Raw genomic sequence first — 22,952 nt, forward strand, 5'->3', positions numbered from 1 at the left:
TTGAATAATATATGAAGTTCCCCGGAAGAAACGCCCCGCGCACGCGACGCCAAAAGCGGCCGGTGCGCGCCAGGATTCTGGCGTGCACCGGCCGCGTGACCGTGCGTTACTGATCGGTTGTGTCGTCTTCCGCGGTATCGGCGGCCGCATCGGCTTGGCCGGCCACCTTGGCCGGCCAGGCGGAAATGACGTCCGGGTCGGTCTGGACCTCGGGGGCGTCGGTCTGGTAATCGGCGATGGTCGGGCTGTTCGGGTGCTGGGAAAACAGCGACGTGGAACGCTTGCCGAGGGTGCGCTCCTGCTTGAGCATGTTGGCCAGGCTGCGGTTGAACATGACCTTTTGCGGGTTGACCGGCGTAAAGCCGGCGGGCACGTAGAAGCGCAGCAGGTTCTTGGTCGCCAGCGTGTCCGACAGCGTCAGGCGTGCGTCGACGCTGGCCTGGGCCGCATCGAGCTTGCGCTGCAGCGAGGCGGTCGGGGTGACCACCTCACCGGTGCGGTTGCGGTACACGGTGCTGCCGAGCACCGTGTACTGCGGGGTCACGAAGTTGTGGTTGCGGAAGGCCACGACCGGGTCGTGCTGCGGCGACAGCAGGTCGGTGCCGAACTGCACCAGGGGCTTGGTGTCGACGCCGGCCAGGTGCAGCAGGGTGGGCAGCACGTCGATCTCGCCGCCGTACGTGTGGTTGATGCCACCTTTTAACCCCGGCATGTGGAAAATCAGCGGCACGCGTTGCAGGTTGGTGTCATCGAAACTGGTCCAGTTGGCGGCGGTGTCGCCGGTGGAATCTGAGGTGCTTGAGCTCAGCAGGTCGGACAGCGTCTGGTTGCGGTCGTTGGAGATGCCGTAGTGATCGCCGTACATCATGACCAGGCTGTTCTCGTACAGCCCGCTTTGCTTGAGGTAGGTGAAGAACTCGCGCAGGGCGGCGTCGAGGTAGTGCGCGGTGCGGAAGTACCCGTTGATGTAGGCGTCGCTGGTGCCGGCGTCCGGGAAGTCCGTGTCCGAGTTGGCGATGTAGAACGGGTAGTGGTTGGTCGTCGTGATGATTTTGGCGTAGAACGGCTGCTGCAGGTGCGTGAGGTACTTGCTGGTCTCGGCGAACATCAGCTTGTCCTTGATGCCGTACTCCGTCGTGGTGCCTTTCTCGTGGTTGTAGAAATCCCCGTCGAAAAAGTAGTCGTAACCCAGGCTCTTGTAGGTGTTCGAGCGGTTCCAGAAGGTGCCGTCGCCGCCGTGGAACACGGCGCTCGTGTAGCCGGCGTACTGATCCAGTAGGGCCGGGGCGGCCTGAAAGGTGTTGTCGGTGCCGAGGCTTGAGAACAACGATCCCGTCGACAGGCCGAAGGTGCTGGTCTCGAGCATGTTCTCCGCGTCCGAGGTCTTGCCGAGGCCGACCTCGTGGAAGAAGTTGTCGAAGCTCAGCGTGTCCTGTTCCTTGATCAGCGAGTTGAGGAAGGGTGTGACCTCCTGGCCGTCGATCTTGGCGCCGATCAGGAACTGCTGGAAGGACTCCAGGTGAATGATGATGATGTTTTTGCCCTTAGCGGCGCCGAAGTATTCGGTGCTTGGCTTGGCGTAGTGGGCCTTGGTGTAGGCCAGCACGTCGTCCATGTCGGCGCTGTCGGCGGTGGCCCGAACCTGGTTGTTCTGCACCGTCTGGAAGGCGTCGTACACGGTGAACGGGGCGAGGCCGAGGTACTTGACGATGTAGTTGCGGTCGAAGGTGCGGGTCAAAAGCTGCGGCCGGTTCAGCTCGCTGATGGTCATGTTGAGGCCAAACAGCGCGACGGCCACGGCGGACACCGCCTGCGGCACGTGGTAGGGCAACGGCCGGGTGTCCAGACGCAGGCCGAAGTGCGGCCACTTCAGCGGCTGGTGGTGGATGTAGCGCCAGATGTTGACGACGCCGTAGCCCAAAAAGCCAAGCAGGATGGCCGCAAAGTCGCAGACGAACACGAGGTCGCGCCAGATCACCATGTTGATGAACGAGCCGCCCAGCCCGGACGAGACGTTCTTGACGCTCATCACGGTGCCGACGGTCATGAAGTCCGAGAACTCGCGGTAGTACAGGACGTTGATGACCAGCAGCAGGCACAGCAGCACGTAGACGATGCCGCCGACCGCGTAGCCGGCTTTGGGCCGGCGCGGGTAAAGCCCGAGCGACAGCAGTGCGGCCGAGGTGCCCAGCGGGTTGAAGAACAAGATGACTTGCTGCAAGATGCCGGTCGCGCCGAGCCGAAAGTCAACGTAGTAGGCGAACAGGGTCTTCAGCCAGATTAATATTAATAGTAGGCTTAAGAAGCCGAGGCGCGTGGTGCGCACGCGCGTAATCAGGTTTTTCACGGTATCCTCCCGTTCGTAAGGTTCCGTTTCATTGTACCCGTAACGCTATTGGGGGGCAAACGAATTGCGGTGGCGGCCGCCTTTTGTAAGAATGACTTAAACGCTGCACGGCGGTAGGCACGGTCTGTTAGAATGAATGGGCGATTGGAGGAGCTTATGCTGTTTTTGGGACCCGTGTACCAGGTTGTGCGCGCACACCTGGAGGGGCGCATCAACCACTTTCCGTTGGTGCGCCTGATGATGTACAGTCTAGACAAAACCATCCTGTACCTGCTGGCGTTCGCGCTGATCCGCGGGGTGTGGCTTTTTGCGACCAAGCGGCCGTGGCGGCTCGGCCACGAGCTCAAGGTGCACGTGTTCGCCGGCTACGTGATCCTGCTGCTGATGCTGACGGTGTTTCGCCAGTGGTACTACCCGTGGCAGCTGCACTTTTACTTCAACCACCCGCTGGCGGACATCAACTGGACGCCGATGGTCGAGACCATGAAGCTGCGGCTCGGGGCCTCGCAGCTGGATTTTTGGTACCAGTCGCTGGGCAACGTCGTGTGGTTCGTGCCGTTCGGCTTCGGCCTGGCGTGGCTGGCCCCGCGGCCGAGGCTCTGGCGGGTGCTGCTTGCGGGCATCCTGCTGTCGGTGATGATCGAGGGCCTTCAGTTCCTGCTGTACAGCGGGGTGGCCGACATCGACGATCTGATCTTCAACACGGTGGGGGCGCTGGTCGGCTACGTGCTGTGCCGGCTGGTGCGGCGGCCGAGGCGCCAATAAGATAGGTAACGCAGGGTGGCGGATGGCCACCCTTTTTGCGCGGCGGACCGATTAGTTGCGAGACTGCGCAAGAGGGGCTACGCTTAAGGCAACGGTCGGGCGCGGTTTTGCGCAAATCGAGGGCACTGCCGCACCGCGTTTTCAGTGCGCAGCCGATTGAATAACGAATCGCGCTGTCGCGACACGCTTCGTATTTTCAGAAAAAAAGTAAGCCACCGGTCGCTTTGTGAAAACGACGGCTGAAAATGTGGCGACACGGCGTCATTTTGCGAAATATTTGGCGTCAAGGGGGCAAAAATGGTTTTTTGTCCAAACGCCAGTCCCGTGCAGATCCGATGAATTTTGCGGCGACTGGTCGAGTCGTGCAACCGAATTCAGAATCCGGTTTCATGAACGCGACGGCCCCGCACCGGGCTTGCCTTGAAAACGAAATCACGATAAAATAACTACTTGTGACTTTTACGAAACGCAACCTGAGATGAAAAGAGGAAATTAAATGGCAATCATTATCGCGCTGATCCCGGCACTGGCCTGGGGATCAATCGGGCTAGTCAGTGCTAAATTGGGCGGTAACGCATACCAGCAGACGCTTGGGATGACGTTGGGGGCCCTGGTGTTCGGCATCGGCACCTGGCTCATCGCCCAGCCGGCGATGGACGCGAAGGTCTGGGCGCTCGGCATCCTGTCCGGGCTGTTTTGGGCCCTGGGGCAGAGCCAGCAGTTCCAGACCATGAAGTACATCGGCGTCTCCATGACCGTGCCGATGTCGACGGGGATGCAGCTGGTCGCCAACACCCTGGCCGGCGCGCTGCTGTTCCACGAGTGGCAAAGCGGCAAGGACGTCAGCATGGGGCTCTTGGCCCTACTGTTTTTGGTCCTCGGCGCCGTTTTGACCTCCCGCAAGGAAAAGGCCGCGGCCGGTGAGGGGCAGACCAAGCTGGCGCAGGGGCTGCGCACCCTGATTTTCTCGACCGCCGGTTACGCCGGCTACACCATCGTGGTCAACGCCGGACACCTCGATGCCACCGCCGTGGTGCTGCCTCAGGCGGTCGGCATGGTGGTCGGCGCGCTGCTGTTCGCCATCGGCCACGACGCCTTCAACAAGGAGACCGGCAAGAACGTGCTGACCGGGCTTTTGTGGGGCACCGGGAACGTGTTCATGCTGATGGCCATGGCCCAAGTCGGGCTGGCCATCGCCTACTCGATGTCCCAGATGGGTATCGTGATTTCGACCTTCGGCGCCATCTTCCTGCTCGGCGAACGCAAGACCCACAAGGAGATGACCTGGATCGCCTGGGGCTCGATTCTGATCATCGCCGGTGGCGTGGTCTTGGGCATGATGAAGTAGTCCGGTGCTATAATACGTAGGGGTGTTACCGACTGGTGACTTTTCACAATCGCAGTGGTCCACCTTGCAATTGCCCGAGAACATGCTTAAAGTTGAAACCGAATACTGAAACATCTTAGGAGGAATAGATTCTTATGGCTCACATTTCATTCGATTCATCCAAGCTGGGCAAGTTCGTGCACGACAACGAACTTGGTCAGATGCAGGCGCTGGTGACGGCCGCCGACACGGAACTGCGCGAAGGCACCGGTGCCGGTAACGACTTCCGCGGCTTCATCGACCTGCCCGTCGACTACGACAAGGACGAATTCGCCCGCATCAAGGCCGCGGCCAAGAAGATCCAGGGCGACTCCGAAGTGTTCGTTGCCATCGGCATCGGCGGCTCCTACCTCGGGGCCCGCGCTGCTATCGACTTCCTGTCCCACACCTTCCGCAACGCGGAGCCTGGGCGCAAGCTGCCGGAAGTCTACTTTGCCGGCAACTCCATCTCCAGCTCCTACCTGTCCGACCTGCTGGACGTGATCGGCGACCGCGACTTCTCCCTGAACGTGATCTCCAAGTCCGGGACCACCACCGAGCCGTCCATCGCGTTCCGCGTTCTGAAGGCTAAGCTGATTGCCAAGTACGGCAAGGAAGCCGCCAAGGATCGTATCTTTGCGACGACCGATCGCGCCAAGGGTGCCCTGAAGGATGAATCCGACGCCGAGGGTTACGAAGAGTTCGTTGTCCCAGACGACATCGGCGGCCGCTTCTCCGTGCTGTCCGCCGTTGGCCTGCTGCCAATCGCCGTTGCCGGTGGTGACATCGACCAGTTGATGCAGGGTGCCGCCGACGCGCGCACCGAGTACTCAAGCGCCGACCTGACCAAGAACGAGGCCTACCAGTACGCCGCGTACCGCAACATTTTGTACCGCAAGGGCTACACCACCGAGCTGCTTGAAAACTACGAGCCAACCCTGCAGTACCTCGGCGAATGGTGGAAGCAACTGATGGGCGAATCCGAAGGCAAGGACCAAAAGGGCATCTACCCATCAAGCGCCAACTTCAGCACCGACCTGCACTCCCTGGGTCAGTACATCCAGGAAGGCCTGCGCAACCTGATGGAAACCGTCGTCTGGGTTGAGCAGCCGAACCACGACCTGACCATCCCGGCCGAGCCGGGCTCCTTGGACGGCCTGAACTACCTGGAAGGCCGCTCCATGAGCGAAGTCAACCGCAAGGCCTACGAAGGCGTTGTGCTGGCCCACACCGATGGCGGCGTGCCGGTCATGACCGTCTCCATTCCGAAGCAGGATGCCTACACGCTGGGCTACCTGATCTACTTCTTCGAAGCCGCGGTTTCCATCTCCGGTTACCTGAACGGCATCAACCCGTTCAATCAGCCAGGGGTTGAAGCCTACAAGAAGAACATGTTCGCGCTGCTCGGCCGTCCGGGTTACGAAGACATGACCAAGGAACTCAACGCACGCCTGTAATGGCGCGGCGTACACAGATTGGAAGCCCACTCGTGGGCTTCTTTTTTTGACACATCAAAAACGCGGCGGCCTGCAATTATAGCGGGCCGCCGCGTTGGCGTTGAAACCTCAGTTGGTGGTGCTAGTCCCGGTGGCGTAGTTGATCGTGTAGCCGTCCTCAACGTTAAAGATAAAGACGTTGAAGCGGATGGTGTTGTCGCCGATGGACTGGGCGCGCATCTGGACGCCGCGGGCGACGAGCTCCTGGCCGCGGTAGATTGGGCGCACCTCGTAGCGCACGTAGCGGCGGCTGCTGCCCTTCAGGTACGTGGCGATGTCCATCTCGTGCGCAAGCATCAGCGGGTTGTTCAGCGACTGGGTGCCGGTGATCAGGTTCTTGGGGTTGTTGTTCTCCCCGGACAGCTGGAAGCCGATCAGATGGCTACGGTTGTACAGCCAGCCGTGCGCGGTGCGCCGATTGTGCCAGCCGGTGGGGTCCCAGGTCAGGGCCGTGCGCGCCTCGGTCGGCATCAGGCTGGTGTTCAGCATGGCGTCGGCCACCACGGCGCGGTTGTAGCCGTCTAGGTCCGCGTAGCGCTCCCAGGCGCCGTGCGCCGTGCTCAGCTCCGCGGCGGAAAAGCCCGGCGCGTTGTTGTCGACGGTCAGCTCCTGGTTACCGGCGTAAGTCTTGGCGGCTAGCGCTGCGGGCGTGGTGCCGCGGCTGACGGTGGCCGGCTTGTGGCTGGCGCTGGCCTTTTGGCTAGTGCCAGCGTTTTTGCTGGTGCCTGCGGCCTCGGTCGCCGCCTTGCTTGCGCTCTCGGCGCTGGCGCTTGACGCCGCCTTGTCCGCCGCAAGGTCGTCCTTGAGGCTTGCAATCTCCGCCTTGGTGGAGGAGAGGTCGTGGTCGACGTCCTTGATGGCGGCCTGCAGGCTGCTGGTGGCGGCCTTGGTTGCCTTGACACTGGTGCTGAACTTGGTGACGGCCGGGTCCTGGGTCTTCTTTGCGGGTTCGGCGCTGCAGCCGGCCAAAAGGAGCAGGCCGAGCACGAGGCCGCTGTGCATTATTTTTTTAATCATTAGCGTTTCGCCTTTCGATAACCGGCCGCCTGGGCCTCCGCCTCAGTAGCAAAGTACACCGCGTTGGCCGGGTTCATGTGGTAGCCGGCCTGACCGGGCACGTGGTAGATCTTGGAGTTCACGTTGCCGATGATGCGCTTGGCCGCCCCTGTGTCCAGCTTGCCCTGGGCGCGGGCACCCCCGGTGCTGCGCGCCGCGGCCGCTTTGCGGCTGGCGGCTGCCGCCGCTGCCGCCCGGCTGCTGCTGGCCGCCGCCTGCGCCTTGGCCTGGCTTGCAGCGACGGCCTTGGCCTTGGCTGCCGCCGCGGCCTTTGCCTTCGCGTCCGCCTTGGCCTTGGCCTCAGCTGCGGCCTTCTTGGCGGCCTCCGCGTCCGCTTTGGCCTGGCGAATGCTTTCCGCCTTGGCCGCCTCCGCCTCGCGCTTCGCCTGCTCGGCCAGCAAGGCGTCGCGCTCCTTGCTCAGCTTGGCGAGCTTGGCGGACTTGGTGTCAAGTGCCGCGGCCAGCGTCACCTTGGCCTTGGCGGTCTTGTCAGCCGCCTTGCGCTGGGCCTGGGTGATGCGCACCGGCGCCGGCTTCTGCGCCTCGGCGTTATTGGCGCAGCCGGTGGTCACCATCAGCGCGGCGACTGCAATTGCGAGCAGACCGCCGCGTCGTTTCGTCGATTGTCTCATATGTAGGTTTCCCCCCAACTTTTTCTCCCGTACCCCTTTATTATCCGGGATAACGCGCGGCTTTGCTAGCCCTGTAAGCGTTTTTGTTCATAGGCTTAAGTTTTGACGTTCGGCTTTGACCGCGGCGGGTTGCTGTGCTAGCGTTAAAGTAACGACTAATGAAAATAGGTGAGCAGTATGTTAAACATCGGAGTGATTGGACTGGGCAACATCGCCCAAAAGGCCTACCTGCCCGTGTACGCGCAGATGCAAGATCAGGTGCAGTGGTACCTGGAAAGCCGCGACCTGGCCAAGGTCACGCGGCTGGCCAACCAGTTTCACATGGTGGCAGCGGGGACGGACATCGCAGCGCTCGACCAGCTGAGCCTCGACGCGGTGATGATTCACGCCGCCACGCCGGTGCATTACGACTTGGTGAAGCATTTCCTGAGCCGCGACGTCAACGTTTTCGTGGACAAGCCACTGGCGACCACGCAGGAAGAGGTGACGGAGCTGTACCTGCTGGCGGCCCAGCACCGCAAGCTCCTGACGGTCGGCTTCAACCGCCGCTTCGCCCCGCAGATGCAAAGCCTGGCTGCGCTTGAGAACAAGAACGCGATCACCGTGACCAAAAACCGTGTGGCCGATCCCCAAGAACCACAGCACGCCATCTTCGACCTGCTGATCCACCCGCTGGACACGGCGCTCACACTGGCCGGTTTTCCCGAGGAGCCCAAAGCCCGCTACAGCCTGCACCTCAACGACAAGGGGCTGCTCGAGCAGGCCAGCGTGACCTTCACGGCGGCGGGGCTGCGCGCCACGGCCTCGATCAACCTGGTGGCCGGCTGCAACCTCGAGGAGGCGACGGTGGCGACCACGGCCGGCGTCGCACGGGTCCAGGACCTGAGCCGCCTCCAGCTTTACACCGGCGCCAAGGTGACCAGCTCGCAGGCGCCGGACTGGCAGCCGATGCTCGAGACTCGCGGTTTTGCCCCGATGATTCGCGCCTTCGTGGGCGCGGTGGGGCAGGCCACAGCCAACCCGGTGGCACCACAAACAAGCCGCTTGACGCACGCCATCCTTACGGACATGGTCAAGCAGCTCTGACAAAAAAGGCGGTCGCGCTAGCCTTGGCGGTGGTTGACGATGCCGACAATGCCGCAGGTCAGCGTGATCGCACCGGCCAGCAGGGTGAGCCCACCGGCAACCGTCGTGACGATGCCTTGGGCGAGTGATGATTGGGTCATGGTGCACCTCCTTGGGTGAAATGATCTGAAAGGGACGGGAATGTAATGTACCAGACACGCTTCATGAAGCAGGCGGCGGCCGCGGCCGCCGTGAACCTAACGCAACAGGACGGCGGACCGTTCGGCTGCGTGATTGTGAAGGACGGCGCCGTGGTGGCGACGGGCCACAACCGGGTGCTTGCCGACTGCGATCCGACCGCCCACGGCGAGGTCGTCGCGCTGCGGGCCGCCGGAGCGGCCCTTGGCACCCACGACCTGGGTGGCTGTGAGCTGTACACCAACGCGATGCCGTGCCCGATGTGCCTGGCGGCCATCATGTGGGCCAACATCCGCGTGGTGTACTACGGCAACACGGCAGCGGACGCTGCGGCCATCGGCTTTCGCGACGCGGCGATGTACGACTTCATCGAGCACCACCTGCAAGGCGACGCGTTGACCTTGGTGCAGCACGACCGCGGCCTGACGCTGCCCGTGTTTGAGGCCTACAAGAAGGCTTCGCACCAGCTCTACTGACCGCAAAGCACGTTTACCCCATGTTTACAAATCGGAACCGAATTTTTACCCGCAGCGGCACGAATCGATACAATCCGGCGCTAAAGTTGAGGCGAAAACAGGAGGCGATGACAATGTTACTGGGATGGCTGGTACTGGCGGTCGCACTGCACGGGGTCACGCTGTGGGCGATGTGGGGCCGGGCGGACCTCTTGATGGCGAAGGTCAAGGTCTGATGTAGGCGTAGCCCTCGTGCTGGCGGCGCGCGAGCTCAAAGACGCCGGCCGGCACCACGGTGAGCCCGGGCTGCAGGTTCGCGGCCGCAATCTGGTGGCTGGCCATGGCGTTGGCACACGCGGCGACTTCGACGCCCGCCTCAAGCAGTGGCGCGAGCACCTGGTCGCTGCCGCGGCGGGCGCCTTCGATGGCGGGGCCGTTGATCAGAAGTTCGACTTGGCCCGAGACGCCCTGATCCGCGGCGGCCTTGAGGTAGTTCACGATGTTGCCGGTGACGACCGGCCACTTGGCGGGTTCGTCGAGGTGAAAGATGACATTCATGCGCTTTCCTCCCTTGGTTGCGCGGTGAGCCGCGCAGGTTCATCATACCACGGCGAGGGGGCCGAAAACCGGGGCGCGCGGCGGCGTGTCCCGGTTTTTGATGCGGACGGTGGCGACCCACCGAGAATTTGAGGAATTCGCGAAAAAAGTTCGCGCAAGGCGTTGACACCGCCGCCGTTTTCACCTAAACTAATAAACGTTCGATAAGTTATTGGGTAGTAGCGAAGTGGTAACGCAGTGGACTCTGAATCCATAATCATAGGTTCGATCCCTATCTACCCAATTATCCCGCGTCGGTCGACGCGGTTTTTTTTATTCTCAGACGAGTACCGGAAAGAAAATTGAGAAAAGTGTGGTTTTGCCGTTGACAACGTCCCCATTTTCTCGTAAACTGATACTCGTTCGTTAAGTCATTGGGTAGTAGCGAAGTGGTAACGCAGTGGACTCTGAATCCATAATCATAGGTTCGATCCCTATCTACCCAATCATCGCCGTCTCGGTTCGCCGAGGCGGCTTTTTTGTGCGCCAGGGCGGAGGAGGGCACTGAGCGGGTCGGGTAGCCCAGCGATGGTCGTTGGGCCGGGTTATGGCCCGGGTGTCGGCGTGCAGCCAGCAACTCGTGCGTCGCTAGCCGCGCCCGCGTTCCCCCGCGCGGCCCGACGATACCATCAGGGGTGCCGTTACCTGATGTCCGCACGAGCATCTGGCTTGCCATCTGCGGGCAAAGCGCGGATAATGAGCGCACCACAACCTTGGAGGTGTGACATGAGCAAAGCACGTGTGAACGCACTGAGCGACGGGGTCTTCGCAATCCTGCTCACCATCTTGATCCTCGAATTCCAGCCCGCAACGATTCGACCAGGCCAGCTCGGCGCAGTCGTGCTGCAGCAGGCGCCGCTGTTTGCCATGTACGCGCTGTCGTACTTTTACGTCGGCACCAGCTGGCTGTTTCACCACGACTACTTTCAGTACGTCAAGCACACCAACCGCACGCTGAACATCCTGAACCTCTTCATCCTGTTCACGGTCACCCTGGTGAACTACGCGATGGTGCTGTTAATTGAGGCACTGACCAACGGCGACGCCCGGGACATTCAGCTGGCCTTCGTCGTGTACGACGCCGTGGCGCTGATGATCTCGCTGTCGTTTCTGATTGTGTACCGCTACCTCGAGCGGCACCCGGAGCTGCAAAGTTTCACCGGCATCGAGCGCCACTACAACCGGATTCGCCTGGATCCGGCCCGGAGCGTCGCCATCTACCTGGCATCCGCTGCGGCGACCTGCGTGTCCAACCTGCTGGCGGGGGCGCTTCTGGTCACGGGCGTGGTGTTTCACTTCATCGCCTACCTGCGCTTCAGCCGCGTGATTCACATCGGGGTGCGCTCGCGCCGGCCCTAGATTTTTCACAATTACGTGTTACACTGGGGAAAAATGAGGGAGTGACGAAATGCGTTCGCAACGACAACTGGCGCTTAGAAAGCGCAAGAAAAAATGGCCCAAGGTGCTTTTGGGCATCCTGTTGGTGCTGGTGGTTTTGGGGGTAATCTTCGTGGTGAAATTTCCGACCATCAACAACGCCTGGCGCAACACGACGGGCACCGACACGCCGGCCGACACGGCGGTGAAGTCGACGCTGGTCAAGAAGATCGAAGAACAAAAAACCGGCAACAGCGCGGTTGACGCGCGCATTGACGAGGCGGCCAGCACCCTGAAGGCCACCAAGATGGCCACGATCGTCAAGGCGGCGGGGGATCAGACCGCGATGACCAGCCTGCTGAAGCAGACCACCGGCGCGACCAGCGAGCAAGCCAAGGCGGCGGCCGCGTTGCTGTTTGCCAGCCCCGAGCTGACCGACGTGCGCGAGGCGGTCGCGGCGGGGGACTGGGTCAAGGCCTACCAGGCTTACCGCGACCTGAACGGCAGCGCCGCGCTGAGCTCGCTCAAGGCGACACTTGGCCAGTACTGAGAAGTTTTAGGCGTCTGCAACTTTTTTTGTCAAAACGGTTGACGCACGGCCCCAAACCCGGTATAGTAGTTTTTGTGCTTGAGGCACAGAAACAATCATTGCCCGTTGGTCAAGGGGTTAAGACGTCGCGTTCTCAGCGCGAAAACACGGGTTCGAATCCCGTACGGGTGATAAAAGAATAAATTCGCAGCATCGAGAACCTCGGAGGGCCTAAATCAGGCAGCCGGGGTTTTTGTTTTGGGTGAGAAGCCCTGGATTGGGACGTGGCCTTCGGGTTGCAATGGGCCACATTCCGGGTGGCGAGCGGACCGCCAAGCACCAGACCGGCGCTGGTTGTGCTAGACTACAGATTAAGACTGAACCCGCTCGGCAGCGACGGGTCGCCGGAATTGACGGAGGTGCCTATGAATTCGATTACGTTATCCCTGACCACGGGGCTAAATCTAGCAACCGACTTGATTGTGCTGGTCGGGGCCACCGCGCTGTTTTACTGGCTGCAGTCGAGTTGGGCCAGCCCCTTTGTTGTGGCCCACAGGCGCGGCGTGGTGCAGGGCGTCAGCGCTTTTTACCTCCTCACGTTGTTGGCCTGGCAGATCGCGGGTGGGTTCGCCTGGCGCGGCGTCAACCTGCTCATCGTGGGGTTCTTCCTGCTCGCGCGCCAGTCGCGTGCGCGCTGGCAACCGGCGGTGGATGCGGGGCTTTTGATCGGCTACGCCGGGCTGGGGCTGGCGCACGGGATCACCGTGTTGGGCCTGGTTGCGGCGGTCGGGGCCGGGGTGGTCCTGATTGCGGTTGCGGCCGTGCCGAACTTCCGCCGACGTCACCGCTGGGCGGATGCCGGGTTCCTGGCGCTTTTTGCCGCAAGTGTCCTGATGATGCAGGCGACGCGGCAGGAATTGTCCGCCGGCCTTTGGGCGCACCAGCTCGGAAGCCTAGCGATTCTGGGCGGGCTGGTCCTGGCGTTTGACAACCGCATGCGGCGGGCGTGGCGGCGCAGTGAGCGCATCGCGGCAAGGACGCGCACGGACGAGTTGACCGGGGTGCAGAACTTCGGCACGTTCAGAACGGCGCTCGAGCGGCTGTTTGCGGATTTCACCAAAAACCAAACGCCGTACGCCGTGTTCGAGGGGGATCTCGATCACTTCAAGTCGATCAACGACACGTTCGGCCATCCCGGCGGCAACGAGGTGCTGCGCCGGCTGGCCCTAGAACTGGATGGCTTCGCGTCCGCGCTGCCGTTTCCCGCCACCGCGTATCGCCTTGGGGGCGAGGAGTTCGCCATCATCGCGGAGGCCAAGCTGTCGCAGGCCGAGGCGCAGGCCATCGGCGAGCGCTTCCTGGCGCTTTTGAAGCTGGTGCACTTCACGGCCGGAGACGCGACGCTGGCGCTGACCTGCTCCATCGGTCAGGCCAGGGTGCAGGAAGGCGACTACAGCGCGGAGGACGGCTACAAGCGGGCGGATCGCAACCTCTACCTGGCCAAGCGCAGCGGTCGCAACTGTGTTCGGGTTCAGCCGGATGCGCACCCTGACGCGTCGTGATGGACGAAGCAGGGGCGGAGTATGGCCGCACCTGAAGGCTGGGCTTTGCCACCGCGGTTCGGCGGTCGATCGTGGCGGTGGCGAGTCTGGTTGCTTTTTCACCCACCCGCGGTTTCCTTTTGCCGGCTGATAGGCGTACACTGAAGTTACACTTTGGAAAAGAGGGGCTCACAAATGAAGAAAGAAACCGCCTGCACATCGATCCTCGTTGGGAAGGCCGCAAGCATTGATGGCAGCACCATGATCGCGCGCAACGATGACACCTTCCACGTGCTTGCACCGCACCGCTTTTACATGCACCCGGCCTGGCGCGGCGAAAAGGGGCTGAGCGTCAAGTCGCCGCTTAACGGCTTCACCGCGCCGCTGCCGGAGAACGGCTACCGCTACAACGCGGTTCCAAACGTCGACACGGCCAAGCTCGGTGACTACGAGGAGAGCGGCATCAACGCGAAGAACGTCGCGATGTCCGCCACCGAAAGCACCTACGGCAACGAGCGCACCTTGGCCTTCGACCCGCTGGTTGAAAACGGGCTGGACGAGGACCTGATTGTCAACATGACGCTCCCGTTCGTCGAATCCGCGCGGCACGCCGTGGAGTACCTGGGTCAGCTGATCAAGCAGTATGGCTCGCCGGCGGGCAACTCCGTGCTTTTCTCCGACAAGGACAACGTCTGGTACATGGAAATCGTGACCGGGCACCACTGGGTGGCGCAGCGCATCCCCGACGACGCCTACGCGATTGCCGCCAACCAGGTCGCCATCCAGCAGGTCGACTTCGAGGATTCGGACAACTTCATCTGGAGTGAGGGGATCCGCGAGTTCGTTGAGGCGCACCACCTGAACCCCGACAAGACGGGCTGGAACTTCCGCCACATCTTCGGCACCATGAACGAGAAGGACCGCCACTACAACACGCCGCGCGTCTGGTACGGCCACCACATCTTGAACCCAGAGGTCCCGGAAGAACCCGAATCCGCGGAGCTGCCGTTCATCATGCACACCGACCACAAGATTACCCGCGAGGACATCGCGCAGATCCTGGGCAGCCACTACAACGAGACGCGCTTTGATCCCTTCGGCCACGGCGCGGACGCCGACCGCCTGCGCTACCGTCCGATTGGCTTGAACCGGACGCAAAACTCGCACATCCTGCAGCTGCGCGGCGACGCCGACTTCGGTCACGCCGCCATCATGTGGCTGAACCTCGGGATGCCGACGTACAGCCCTTACGTGCCGTTCTACTGCAACGCCGACGACACGGATCCAAGCTACTCGCACACGCCGGAGAAGCTGACGCTGGGCGTGGACTCCGCTTACTGGCTGCACCGCAGCCTCGGCGCGCTGGTGGAAAGCCACTACAGCAAGTTCATCCAGCAAAATCGCGACTACCTGACGGAACTGTCCCGCCAGTTCCGCATCCACGTTGCGGCCACGGACGAGGCGACCAAGGACCTCGAGGGGCAGGCGTTGACCGACGCGCAGACTCAGGCCAACTACAAGGTCGTGGCAGCGGTCAAAAAGGCCACGCAGGCGCAGATCGAAAGCCTTTTGATGCAGAGCATGGAGCTGTCGCAGCTCACCTTCAACATGGACAAGAACCTGTAACCGAACTTGGGCCGCAGCAGCAGTCGGATGACGACTGCTGCTGCGGCCCTTTTTGTCCTCTGCCGGCCGCCTCACAAAAAAAGCGCCCCCCTCGACCCTGAATCGAGGGGGGCGCTTCATTAAAAAATTGTCTGTCGTTGCCATAATCGTTAGCACGGATAACACGCGACAAGAAATATTATAACGTGAATGCGGTTTCGCGTCCAGTGAAATCGAATTCTTTTTTTGCGTTAACGGTTTCGGCCCGCGACTCGGTGTCGCCAGCCCCAGAAGGCGAGTGCCATCAGCGCCAGCAGCACTGCCGCGAGGGTCAGCCAGGCGCGGGTCTGACCCAGCGTTGCGACCTGCTTCGGGGTACTTGCCGCGGGCAGTGTCGGCACGCGGTGGGCCGTGACCAGCAGGCGCTCGGTGTTCACCATGTAAGGGGTGCAGGTCAAAAGGGTGACCAGCTCGCGCCCCGGCTCGATGCGCAGCACGTCGGTTCGCGTCGGGGCAACAATCAGGCGTCGCTCGATGGCATAGGTGCGCGTGGTGGCGCCGATGGTGACAAGGAAGCGGTCCCCGAGTGTCAACCGGTCGAGGTGGGTGAACAGCTCGTTGCCGAACAACCCGTCGTGCGCCGCGATCACGGCGTGCGTGTTGGGGTCGCCGCTTGGAAAACTGGTGCCCGGGACCACCACCGCGCCCTGCTGCAGCAGGGCCGGGCTCGAGACGTCGAAAAGCGGGACCACCAGCGCGAGCTTGGGGATGCTGACCTGGCCGACCAGGTGCGCCGCCGCGTCGGGATCGCCCTTGGCGGCGGCGAAGACATCGGCGTTTGGCACCAGTCCTGCGGCGGCCAAGACCTTGTTTTGTGCGGTTTTGGCGGCGATGGCCGCTTTCGCATTGGCCTGGCTGCGGGCCTGCGCCGTCGTCAGGACGTGCTGCGTCCACAGCGTGTTGACGGCCGGCGCGGCCAGCGCGATGGCCAACAGCACCACGCCGAGCACCAGCGGAATCAGACCGCGGAGGGACTTACGCGCGGACATGACGCCGCCGGTAAAGCCCAAGGCTCGTCAGTGCCGCCCCGAACAGGGCCAGCACCAGCAGGCTGAGCCCCCCGGTGGCCGGCAGGATGCCGGTCAGTGGGGTCTGCCACACGGTGATTGACGCGGCCTCATCCGTGCCGGGCGCCGCCTTGGCCACCGTGAACGAAATGCGAGGTGTCGCCGCACGGTATCCGTCCGCGGCGTCCAGCTGCTCGAGCGCGTAATCGCCCGCCTCAAGCCCCTCGACGCGGATCTGACCGTCCCCGTCTGCGGTAAAGCTGGTAGCCTCGTCCCGGCTGGTCACCCAGGTGAAATCATCGGGGGAGAACAGTGCGTACTGGGTGGTGCCGGCCTGCTCACGGCGGACAACGAAGCTGCCGCCGGCCACGGGTTGCTTATCGAAGGGGTTGACGGCCGTGAAGCGCTGCCCACCGGTTTCCACCGCTGCACTAGTTGCGTGCAGCACTGTTGGCGCATCGACTCCCTGCCAAGTGATGGTCAGCGTGCCGGTGATGTCGGCGGTCGGCTGCGGGTCAACCACCCGGCGTTGATAGGAGACCTGAATGGTCTTGCCGGCGAGCGCGGCTAGGTCGGCCCCGGCCGCTGCGGGCAGCTTGGCCAAATCAATCGCCTGGTTGAGCGTCAGCCAGTTTGCGGCAATCGGCGTCCCGTTGTGGGTCACGGTGACGCTGTCCGGAACTGGAACCGTCCCGTCCGCAGTCGCGCCGGTGGCGATGGTGAGGGCGGTGTAAGGTGAGGACTCAGCGGCCAGACTGCTTGGCAGCGTGAACTGCGCGGTGTAGGTGAGCACCGTGCCACGGGGGACGCTGTGCACGCCGGTGGTGATTGGGGTGTCACCAATCGTCAGGCGCAAATCAGCGCCGGTGCTCTTAGGGTACAGCGTGTAGTCGCGATCGGTGCCGTCGAGGCCAAGAATCGTCGGCTGCGGTTTCAGCAGGTCGCTAGGACCTGCCGTCTGGGCAAAGAGGTAGACGCGGTCCAGGTTGTCTGCCGTGGTGGGAAGCGCGGTGAAGGTGACGGCGCCGTCGACGGCCGTGGCCGTTTGAACCGCCTTGTAATCACCGACGTAGCGGTCCCAGTCGCGGGCAATCGCCGCTTGGGCGGCGAGTTGGCCGTCGGTGGCCGCTTTCTCGTCGAACAGCGTGGTGATGTCGTAGGCGCTGAAGGTTGCCCCGTTCACGCTGGGGAGCGCGGCGAGTTCGGGCATCGGCGCGCCGGTGTTCGCGGTGGCGGTGTTGTCGTTGGTCTGGGCCGGGTGGAGCACAACCGTGGTGGCGGCCCGCGCGTGTGTCGGATTCAGCGCGAGCCAGGCACCGAGTGCGACGAACAGCAGTAGCCAAAACTTTTTCATTCGGGGTTCCTCCTTTGGATGAGTCCAATCGTGATGAGAAGCAGGGCGACACCCGCGACGAGCCCGCCGTGCCCGCCGGTGGTCGGGAGAACGAGGGTGCCGGAGGTCAGATTGGTCAGCTCGAGCTGGTTGGCCGCCGGTCCGGGTGTCAGCTCGGCGGTCAACTCGCCGCCGCTGACCGCCGTCAGGGTGCCGCTGGGCGTCAGAGTGAACAGCGTGGTGTGGCCGTCGATCATCAGCTCGTGGCGCCCCGGAGCCAGACCACTGAAGCCAGTTGAGGTGTGGGTCGCGGTTTCGCTGCTCGGACCGTACAGCCTGGCGTTCGCCCAGTCCAGCGCGCCGGTCAGGGTGAAGGACTTGAGGGTCAGGACAGGTGTCGGCGGCGTGCCGGCGGGCAGCAGTGATGGCACGGAGACGTCTTTGTTGCCGATGATCTGGAAGGCGATGGTTGAGCTCGTGAAGCCGCTGGGGGCGGCCAGAGCCGCCGTGTAGTTCCCAGTCGGGAGCTTGACGGCCAGACTATCCTGTGCAGAAAATGTTTTCGTGTCTGTCCCGCGCGTGATGAGAAGGTCCGGCCGGCTACCGTCCGCCGCCTTGGGGACCTCCCAGCTCAGCGTCAAGGTCTTGGGGGTTAGCGTCATCGCGATCTCCTTTTGAGCCGAGAGATCATTGATTCGCTCGGTGTCGCTTGTGGTGACATAGTTAATCATCGGCTTGGCAACAAACGTGTATTGAATCGGCACGTGGTTGAGGTAGACGCTCAATGCAATTGTGAATTTGTTGGCGCCATTATCGGAAAAGGCGAGGGGGCCTCCCGGTTGGTAGTTCGGTGGGGTGTGCGGAACAGCATAGTAAGAGTGGTCGTCTAGGGCGATTTTCCAGCCATTGACACTGCTCACAATGGTTTGGGTGATGGTAATGGTCTGCCTGATTAGAGCGCCTTCACCCTTGGCGGCCACCGGTTGGTAGTAAAGAAACCAAGGCGGCGTGGTCGGAACGGTCAGCCGTGTGGCGGTGCTGACCGGCCAAAAGGTGCCGTCCTTGTAAGGTAGTGTTAGGATCACATCGTACGTGATGCGAAACCCGTCGCGGAAGGTGGGGCTGCTCGCCAGGGTCAGCCCGCCGACGGATAGGCTCGAGCCGTCTTGCTGAATGGCGGACGCGCTGTATGCAGGGGGAGAGGTGGCGGCAACCTGGTCATCTGCCGTTACGCGCAGCCAGTCAAGCTTCGGCGTCCCGGCAAGGGCGAAGGCCGGCCCCAGCTGATCCTGCCAGTCCGCGTTGATGATGCGGGAAAAGGCCGGCGCCACGAGCTGATTCAGGGCGCTGCGCCGCGCGTCCGGTGTGGCACCGTCGAGGATACGGCCGCCGCCACCGACGAGGATGCGATCGGCCGCCTCGTTCGGCACCGCCGCCATATCAATTAGGTCCCTGCGACTATCCGGAAGTGGTGCCAGTGAGCTCGAGACGATTGCTTGTGTTGCACCGGTGGCGGTAGCGGCGGGCGGACCTGCGGTAAGCGCGGCCGCCCCGTCGGTCAGTGTGATGATGCGCTTGGTGGCGGTCGGCCGTTCACCGGATTTTGAATCTACCAGCAGCGCGCTGGCGACCTGGAAGCTGCAATCGATGGCGGGGTCTGGATTGGCGGACAGCATGAGCGCGGTAAGGGCCGCGGGATCGTTGGTAAAGCGCCGGGTACCCGAAAGCTGCGGGACCGTGCTTTGAAGCGCGTCGCCGTTGCGGTGGCTGATGATGACCGCAACCTGGGTGTTGGCCGTCGCGGTCATCAGGCCGGCTGCCAGCTCGTCCAGCACTGCCGAAGCCTGCGCCTGCTAAGCCGGCGACACGGCGATCACCAGTACCAGGTCCTCGGCCTGGGTGGGTTGCGCCGGGCCGGCGAGTGTCTCGGTCGTGACGGTGAAGCCGGTGGTGGTTGTCTCGATGGTGCGCCGCGTCAGGCCGCCGCGGTTCGAGTCATCGGTGAAGGCGTAGTAGGCATTCCCGCCGACTGACACCTGCGGAATTGACGGGACTGCCTCAGCCGCCAGATTCCAGGTTGTGCCGCCACCCGAGAAGCCGGCGCTGGGGAAGGGATTGGTCGCGGCGGTCAGGTCACTTGCATTGAGTGTCTGAACCGGCAGCGCCAGCCAAATCGCTGCGGTCACGGTCGCTGTCAGCACCAACGCGGTCATGAGCGCCACCAAGGGGCGCAGGAGCCATCTACGAAGCATGGGGTCACCTCCAATTGTCGGTCATCAAGAGATTACGCCTAAGTGCGCAATTTTCGCTGTGATGGACCTCAAAATTTTCAGACCACGCGGCATGCTCTGAGCTGGCGGGCCCGAGGGGATGGCGTATAATGGTTGAAACGGAGGTAAACGATGAAATCAGTCCCATTCGCGCCCGCGCTGCGTCCGCTCTGGCAGCGCTTCACCCAATCCGCGTCGTATCGTCAACTCGAGGTGACCTACCCGGCCGATCAGATTCGGGCGGCGGTCGGGCTGCTCGGCTCGGCCATGACCGCGGTCACGCCGTTACCACCAGCCTCCTGGCATGTTTTTGAGCTTGCCAAGGGGTTGAACCACTTGGCCGGCTTCCTCAACCGGGCGACGACCAATCCTGAGGCGGTCACCGCACTGCTTGAGATTGCGCAGGCCTTCCTGTTGGTCGCCGCAAGTGCCAACCTGATCGGGTTGACCCCGGGCGAGGTGGTGAGCGCACTGCGACCGCACCACGCGGCGGCCAAAGCGGCGGTGACGCGTCCGGGCCAGCTTGACGTGATTGAAGATCCACGCCTACCTAGCTTTCACGAGGCGACCTACGTTGAGCTCATCACGACTGCCCAGGCGTGGGTGGACCGGTTTTTGGTTGCACCGATTGGCCGCAAACAGACCCTTAGCGCGGACTTATGCGGACTTTTGCTGACGGCGTTAGTCGAGGCTGGCTACAAGTGGCGCCGAAAGACTCCTCAAACTTGGACCCCGGCGATGCTTCAAGAGACAATGGTTGACTTGTTCGCCTGCGAGCTGCCGATCGATCGAACCACAGTCGGGTTGGTTGCGCCGCTGTTGCGCAATTTTCTCACTTTCGTGGGCAAGCAGGGATGGCTGCGACCGGAGGTGGTTGGCCGTGACCTGCGCGCGGTTGACGGTGCCGTGCCCGAAATGACGGCTGCCGCTGCGGACCCCGAGCGCTGGCACCCGCGCAAGCGCGTCGTGATGGCCATGGTGGCCGCTGGCATCGATCTGAGCGATGAGGCCGCGGTTCGCCGCTTCGCCCAGCGGTACGAGGAGGTGCAGGCGGTTCACGACGCGCTACACCTGCCGCGTTTTGCACAGTCGCCGCTGGTGTACCAGCCGGATGACCGCCACCAGGACCTGCCACACGTTGAGACGGCTGGCGATCGCCGGTGGACCAAGGCGACCGCGACGCGGATGCACAACGCCGGCATCGATGCGGCGCGCCTAGTGTGGAGTGACACGGCCAACGCCGCACTGCGTGAGCAGGTCGACCAGCAAAAGGCGGTGCTCGCCGTTGCGGCCTGGTACGACGGGCTGTACGCGACGGCGCTGCAGACGCCCAAGCGGTGGTCGGCGGCGGCCGCGGGACCGGTGCTCGCCGGGCTGCGGCGCACCGCCGACTTCGAAGCCTACCGAACGGTGCTGCTCGCGTTGATTTCGCAGCTTGGCCGGCACGAGACCCTGACGCCTCAGCAGGTGACCGAGCTGAGCGCCTTGCTCCGGCCGTTCGCCACTCCGACGGCGGATAGCGGCAAAATCATCTCACTGGCTTCCGTGCGTGCCCGCAAGATGCAGCGGCACCGGTGAGGCCAGAACGAAAGAAAGGGCGCTGACCGTTTCCTGTGGGGAAACGGTCAGCGCCATTTGGTGTTTTGTTGGCTAGGTGCTAGGGTCAGTACACGCGGTCCGAGTCACCGGTCGGCGAGTCGTTGGATGTATTGGCGTTGTTGTCGTAGACCTTGTACATCGCTGGCACGGTTTCACCGTTGCTAGTGGTGGTGGCCATGCTGGCGACCTTGTAGACGGTGTCGCCGTAGTCGTCCTCGCCATCGGATACGACGTTCAGGTTCCCGGTGAAGGTCTGAACGCGCTCGTCTTTTTCATAGTCGGTGTAATCCACCGTGTAGGTCATGTCGAAGCTGACCTGCCATGTGTTGACGTCGGTGCGCGAGACCTTGCGAACGTTGCCACCAAAGCCCGAGTAGGACACGTCGTCGCGCTTGGCGTAGCGGTCGCCGACGTCATGGAAGAACTTGTAGGCGTTGTTGGCGGTGTCTTGGAAGTAATCCGACAGGTCCGAATCGCTGTCGGACGACAGGGCCTGCACGCCACTCAGGACGTTGTAGACCAGATTGTCGGCCGTGTCCTCGCTCAGCGTCTTCTTGCTGTTCAGGCTGGCATCACCGTCGATGTTGCGGCTCACGTCGTAGTCGTTGGCCGGGTTGTACTTGCTCGAGGTGACGTCACCGGACTTGAAGGTCTTGGTGACGAAAAACTTCATGCCCTTGACGTACAGCACCGGCCCAATGTTAGCGGCGCCATCCTTGATCGTCCCGAGCTTGTCGCCGTTGGTGTCGGTGACCGTGCCACCCTCAAGATCGGAGTCGATGGCGAGCTTGACCGTGGTGAAGTCGAACGCGACTGGCTCCTGGCTGCCGTTGGAATCGACGGTGGTCTTCAGCTTGGCCGTGGCCTTTTTGCCCGCCACCTCGCCGCTGGCGGCGAAGGTGTAGGCTCCCGGCAGGAGCGGACCGGCCTTCACCGACTTTTTGCCGGCGGCGGTGGTCAAAAGGGTCTTGCCGTCCTGGGTCAGCTTGACGCCCGTACGCCGGGAACTCAGCGTGACGTAGGTCGGCGCGTCAGCGGTCAGCACGTACTTGGGGAAAAGCAGCCAGTGCTTGCCGCGCACGCCCAGGCGAACGCCGTAACGGGTGCTTGAGTGGCCCTGAATGCTGCGGGTGAAGTTGGCCAGACGCTCCTTGTCCGCACGCAGGTAGGTCACGAACGGCTTGACGGTGCGGGTGTTGAGCTTCAGCACCGAGTCATTGGTCGCCATGTTGGCGGCAAACTGGTCGGTGGAGCCGCTGGTGATCACCTTGACCAAGCGGGTCACCTGGCGCTCCGGGGCGTAGTAGCTCTTGAGGCCGAGGTAGCCGCCAATCAGGACGACGGCGACGCCGAGGCCGACGCCCAGCTTGATCTTGGTGCCCTTGCTCATCGGCTTGGCCGGCGCCGCGCTGCGGCTTGGGGTCTGGTGTGGTGCGGCCGGCTGCGGGGTTGGCGCAACCGGCTGAGTGGCGGCCTGCGTGGTCGGCTGAGCAGCGCCGGCGGTTGGCGTCTCGGCAGGCTGTGGGGTCAGATCGAAGCCACAGTTCGGGCAGAAGCGGTCGTCGACCGTCACCTTGGTGCCGCAGTTCGGACAAAACTGCGCGGCGGCGCCGGCGCCAGTGTCTGCGTCATAGTAGAAGGTTGTCATGTGGGC

19 protein-coding genes, 3 tRNA genes and 1 pseudogene are annotated in these 22,952 nt (G+C 62.8%); 13 read left to right on the forward strand and 10 right to left on the reverse strand.

Annotation, left to right across the window (positions count from 1 at the left end; all coding sequences use genetic code 11):
• Positions 1-106 precede the first annotated feature (106 nt).
• Positions 107-2,347: an LTA synthase family protein gene (locus LE416_RS03240; protein ID WP_420844368.1), complete on the reverse strand. Its 2,241-nt coding sequence runs from the start codon at positions 2,345-2,347 to the stop codon at positions 107-109.
• Positions 2,348-2,503: 156 nt separating this feature from the next.
• Between LE416_RS03240 and LE416_RS03245 the strand changes: the two genes are divergently transcribed.
• From LE416_RS03245 to LE416_RS03255, 3 genes are all read left to right on the forward strand, one after another.
• Entirely contained in the window at positions 2,504-3,112 is a 609-nt protein-coding gene (locus tag LE416_RS03245; RefSeq protein WP_225047053.1) for a VanZ family protein, read from the forward strand.
• A gap of 496 nt (positions 3,113-3,608) precedes the next feature.
• Positions 3,609-4,460: a GRP family sugar transporter gene (locus tag LE416_RS03250; protein ID WP_225047054.1), complete on the forward strand. Its 852-nt coding sequence runs from the start codon at positions 3,609-3,611 to the stop codon at positions 4,458-4,460.
• Positions 4,461-4,594: 134 nt separating this feature from the next.
• Entirely contained in the window at positions 4,595-5,935 is a 1,341-nt protein-coding gene (locus LE416_RS03255; RefSeq protein ID WP_225047055.1) for a glucose-6-phosphate isomerase, read from the forward strand.
• 108 nt (positions 5,936-6,043) lie between these two features.
• Here the strand turns inward: LE416_RS03255 and LE416_RS03260 are convergent, their stop codons facing one another.
• Positions 6,044-6,991, reverse strand: a complete 948-nt coding sequence (locus LE416_RS03260; RefSeq protein WP_225047056.1) for a DNA/RNA non-specific endonuclease — start codon at positions 6,989-6,991, stop codon at positions 6,044-6,046.
• Positions 6,991-7,155, reverse strand: a pseudogene (locus LE416_RS13245) (sunset domain-containing protein); the annotation flags it as partial. The pseudogene LE416_RS13245 and the gene LE416_RS03260, both read right to left, overlap by 1 nt.
• A 684-nt stretch (positions 7,156-7,839) precedes the next feature.
• On the opposite strand from LE416_RS13245, the gene LE416_RS03270 reads away from it, so the two are divergent.
• Positions 7,840-8,748 (forward strand): Gfo/Idh/MocA family protein, encoded by a 909-nt coding sequence (locus LE416_RS03270; RefSeq protein ID WP_225047058.1) that lies wholly within the window; start codon positions 7,840-7,842, stop codon positions 8,746-8,748.
• A 17-nt stretch (positions 8,749-8,765) separates the two neighbouring features.
• Here LE416_RS03270 and LE416_RS13120 read toward each other — a convergent pair whose 3' ends face one another.
• Complete coding sequence (locus LE416_RS13120) at positions 8,766-8,888, reverse strand: hypothetical protein (protein ID WP_257793748.1); 123 nt, start codon at positions 8,886-8,888, stop codon at positions 8,766-8,768.
• Between the two features lie 45 nt (positions 8,889-8,933).
• Here LE416_RS13120 and LE416_RS03275 point away from each other — a divergent pair, with 45 nt between their 5' ends.
• Entirely contained in the window at positions 8,934-9,401 is a 468-nt protein-coding gene (locus tag LE416_RS03275) for a nucleoside deaminase (protein WP_225047059.1), read from the forward strand.
• Between the two features lie 204 nt (positions 9,402-9,605).
• Here the strand turns inward: LE416_RS03275 and LE416_RS03280 are convergent, their stop codons facing one another.
• Positions 9,606-9,938 carry a DsrE family protein gene (locus tag LE416_RS03280; RefSeq protein WP_225047060.1) on the reverse strand — a complete coding sequence of 111 codons (333 nt, stop codon included), beginning with the start codon at positions 9,936-9,938 and terminating at the stop codon, positions 9,606-9,608.
• A gap of 212 nt (positions 9,939-10,150) precedes the next feature.
• On the opposite strand from LE416_RS03280, the gene LE416_RS03285 reads away from it, so the two are divergent.
• The 7 genes from LE416_RS03285 (at position 10,151) to LE416_RS03315 (ending at position 15,050) form a co-directional block, all read left to right on the forward strand.
• Positions 10,151-10,221, forward strand: a tRNA-Gln gene (locus LE416_RS03285).
• 131 nt (positions 10,222-10,352) lie between these two features.
• A tRNA-Gln gene (locus LE416_RS03290) sits at positions 10,353-10,423 on the forward strand.
• Positions 10,424-10,703: 280 nt separating this feature from the next.
• On the forward strand, positions 10,704-11,336 hold the full coding sequence (locus tag LE416_RS03295; RefSeq protein WP_225047061.1) for a TMEM175 family protein: 633 nt from the start codon (positions 10,704-10,706) through the stop codon (positions 11,334-11,336).
• A gap of 49 nt (positions 11,337-11,385) precedes the next feature.
• Positions 11,386-11,904, forward strand: a complete 519-nt coding sequence (locus tag LE416_RS03300) for a hypothetical protein (RefSeq protein ID WP_225047062.1) — start codon at positions 11,386-11,388, stop codon at positions 11,902-11,904.
• 99 nt (positions 11,905-12,003) lie between these two features.
• Positions 12,004-12,075, forward strand: a tRNA-Glu gene (locus LE416_RS03305).
• Positions 12,076-12,308: 233 nt separating this feature from the next.
• Positions 12,309-13,445 carry a GGDEF domain-containing protein gene (locus LE416_RS03310; RefSeq protein ID WP_225047063.1) on the forward strand — a complete coding sequence of 379 codons (1,137 nt, stop codon included), beginning with the start codon at positions 12,309-12,311 and terminating at the stop codon, positions 13,443-13,445.
• Positions 13,446-13,619: 174 nt separating this feature from the next.
• Positions 13,620-15,050: a C69 family dipeptidase gene (locus LE416_RS03315; protein WP_225047064.1), complete on the forward strand. Its 1,431-nt coding sequence runs from the start codon at positions 13,620-13,622 to the stop codon at positions 15,048-15,050.
• Positions 15,051-15,280: 230 nt separating this feature from the next.
• On the opposite strand, the gene LE416_RS03320 is transcribed toward LE416_RS03315, so the two are convergent.
• Genes LE416_RS03320 through LE416_RS03335 form a run of 4 tightly spaced genes read right to left on the reverse strand, consistent with a single transcriptional unit; the run spans position 15,281 to position 19,681 of the window.
• Positions 15,281-16,078, reverse strand: a complete 798-nt coding sequence (locus LE416_RS03320) for a class C sortase (protein WP_225047065.1) — start codon at positions 16,076-16,078, stop codon at positions 15,281-15,283.
• Positions 16,065-17,450 (reverse strand): pilin N-terminal domain-containing protein, encoded by a 1,386-nt coding sequence (locus tag LE416_RS03325; RefSeq protein WP_225047066.1) that lies wholly within the window; start codon positions 17,448-17,450, stop codon positions 16,065-16,067. The genes LE416_RS03320 and LE416_RS03325 overlap by 14 nt, the downstream gene beginning before the upstream one ends.
• Complete coding sequence (locus tag LE416_RS03330) at positions 17,447-19,264, reverse strand: hypothetical protein (protein WP_225047067.1); 1,818 nt, start codon at positions 19,262-19,264, stop codon at positions 17,447-17,449. The genes LE416_RS03325 and LE416_RS03330 overlap by 4 nt, the downstream gene beginning before the upstream one ends.
• 18 nt (positions 19,265-19,282) lie before the next feature.
• Positions 19,283-19,681 carry a hypothetical protein gene (locus LE416_RS03335; RefSeq protein ID WP_225047068.1) on the reverse strand — a complete coding sequence of 133 codons (399 nt, stop codon included), beginning with the start codon at positions 19,679-19,681 and terminating at the stop codon, positions 19,283-19,285.
• A 150-nt stretch (positions 19,682-19,831) separates the two neighbouring features.
• Between LE416_RS03335 and LE416_RS03340 the strand changes: the two genes are divergently transcribed.
• Positions 19,832-21,277 (forward strand): hypothetical protein, encoded by a 1,446-nt coding sequence (locus tag LE416_RS03340; protein WP_225047069.1) that lies wholly within the window; start codon positions 19,832-19,834, stop codon positions 21,275-21,277.
• An 85-nt stretch (positions 21,278-21,362) separates the two neighbouring features.
• On the opposite strand, the gene LE416_RS03345 is transcribed toward LE416_RS03340, so the two are convergent.
• Positions 21,363-22,946 (reverse strand): zinc ribbon domain-containing protein, encoded by a 1,584-nt coding sequence (locus LE416_RS03345; RefSeq protein WP_225047070.1) that lies wholly within the window; start codon positions 22,944-22,946, stop codon positions 21,363-21,365.
• Positions 22,947-22,952: the final 6 nt, after the last annotated feature.

The sequence above is a fragment of the Lacticaseibacillus kribbianus genome, assembly GCF_020180945.1.
Taxonomy (GTDB): Bacteria; Bacillota; Bacilli; order Lactobacillales; family Lactobacillaceae; genus Lacticaseibacillus; species Lacticaseibacillus kribbianus.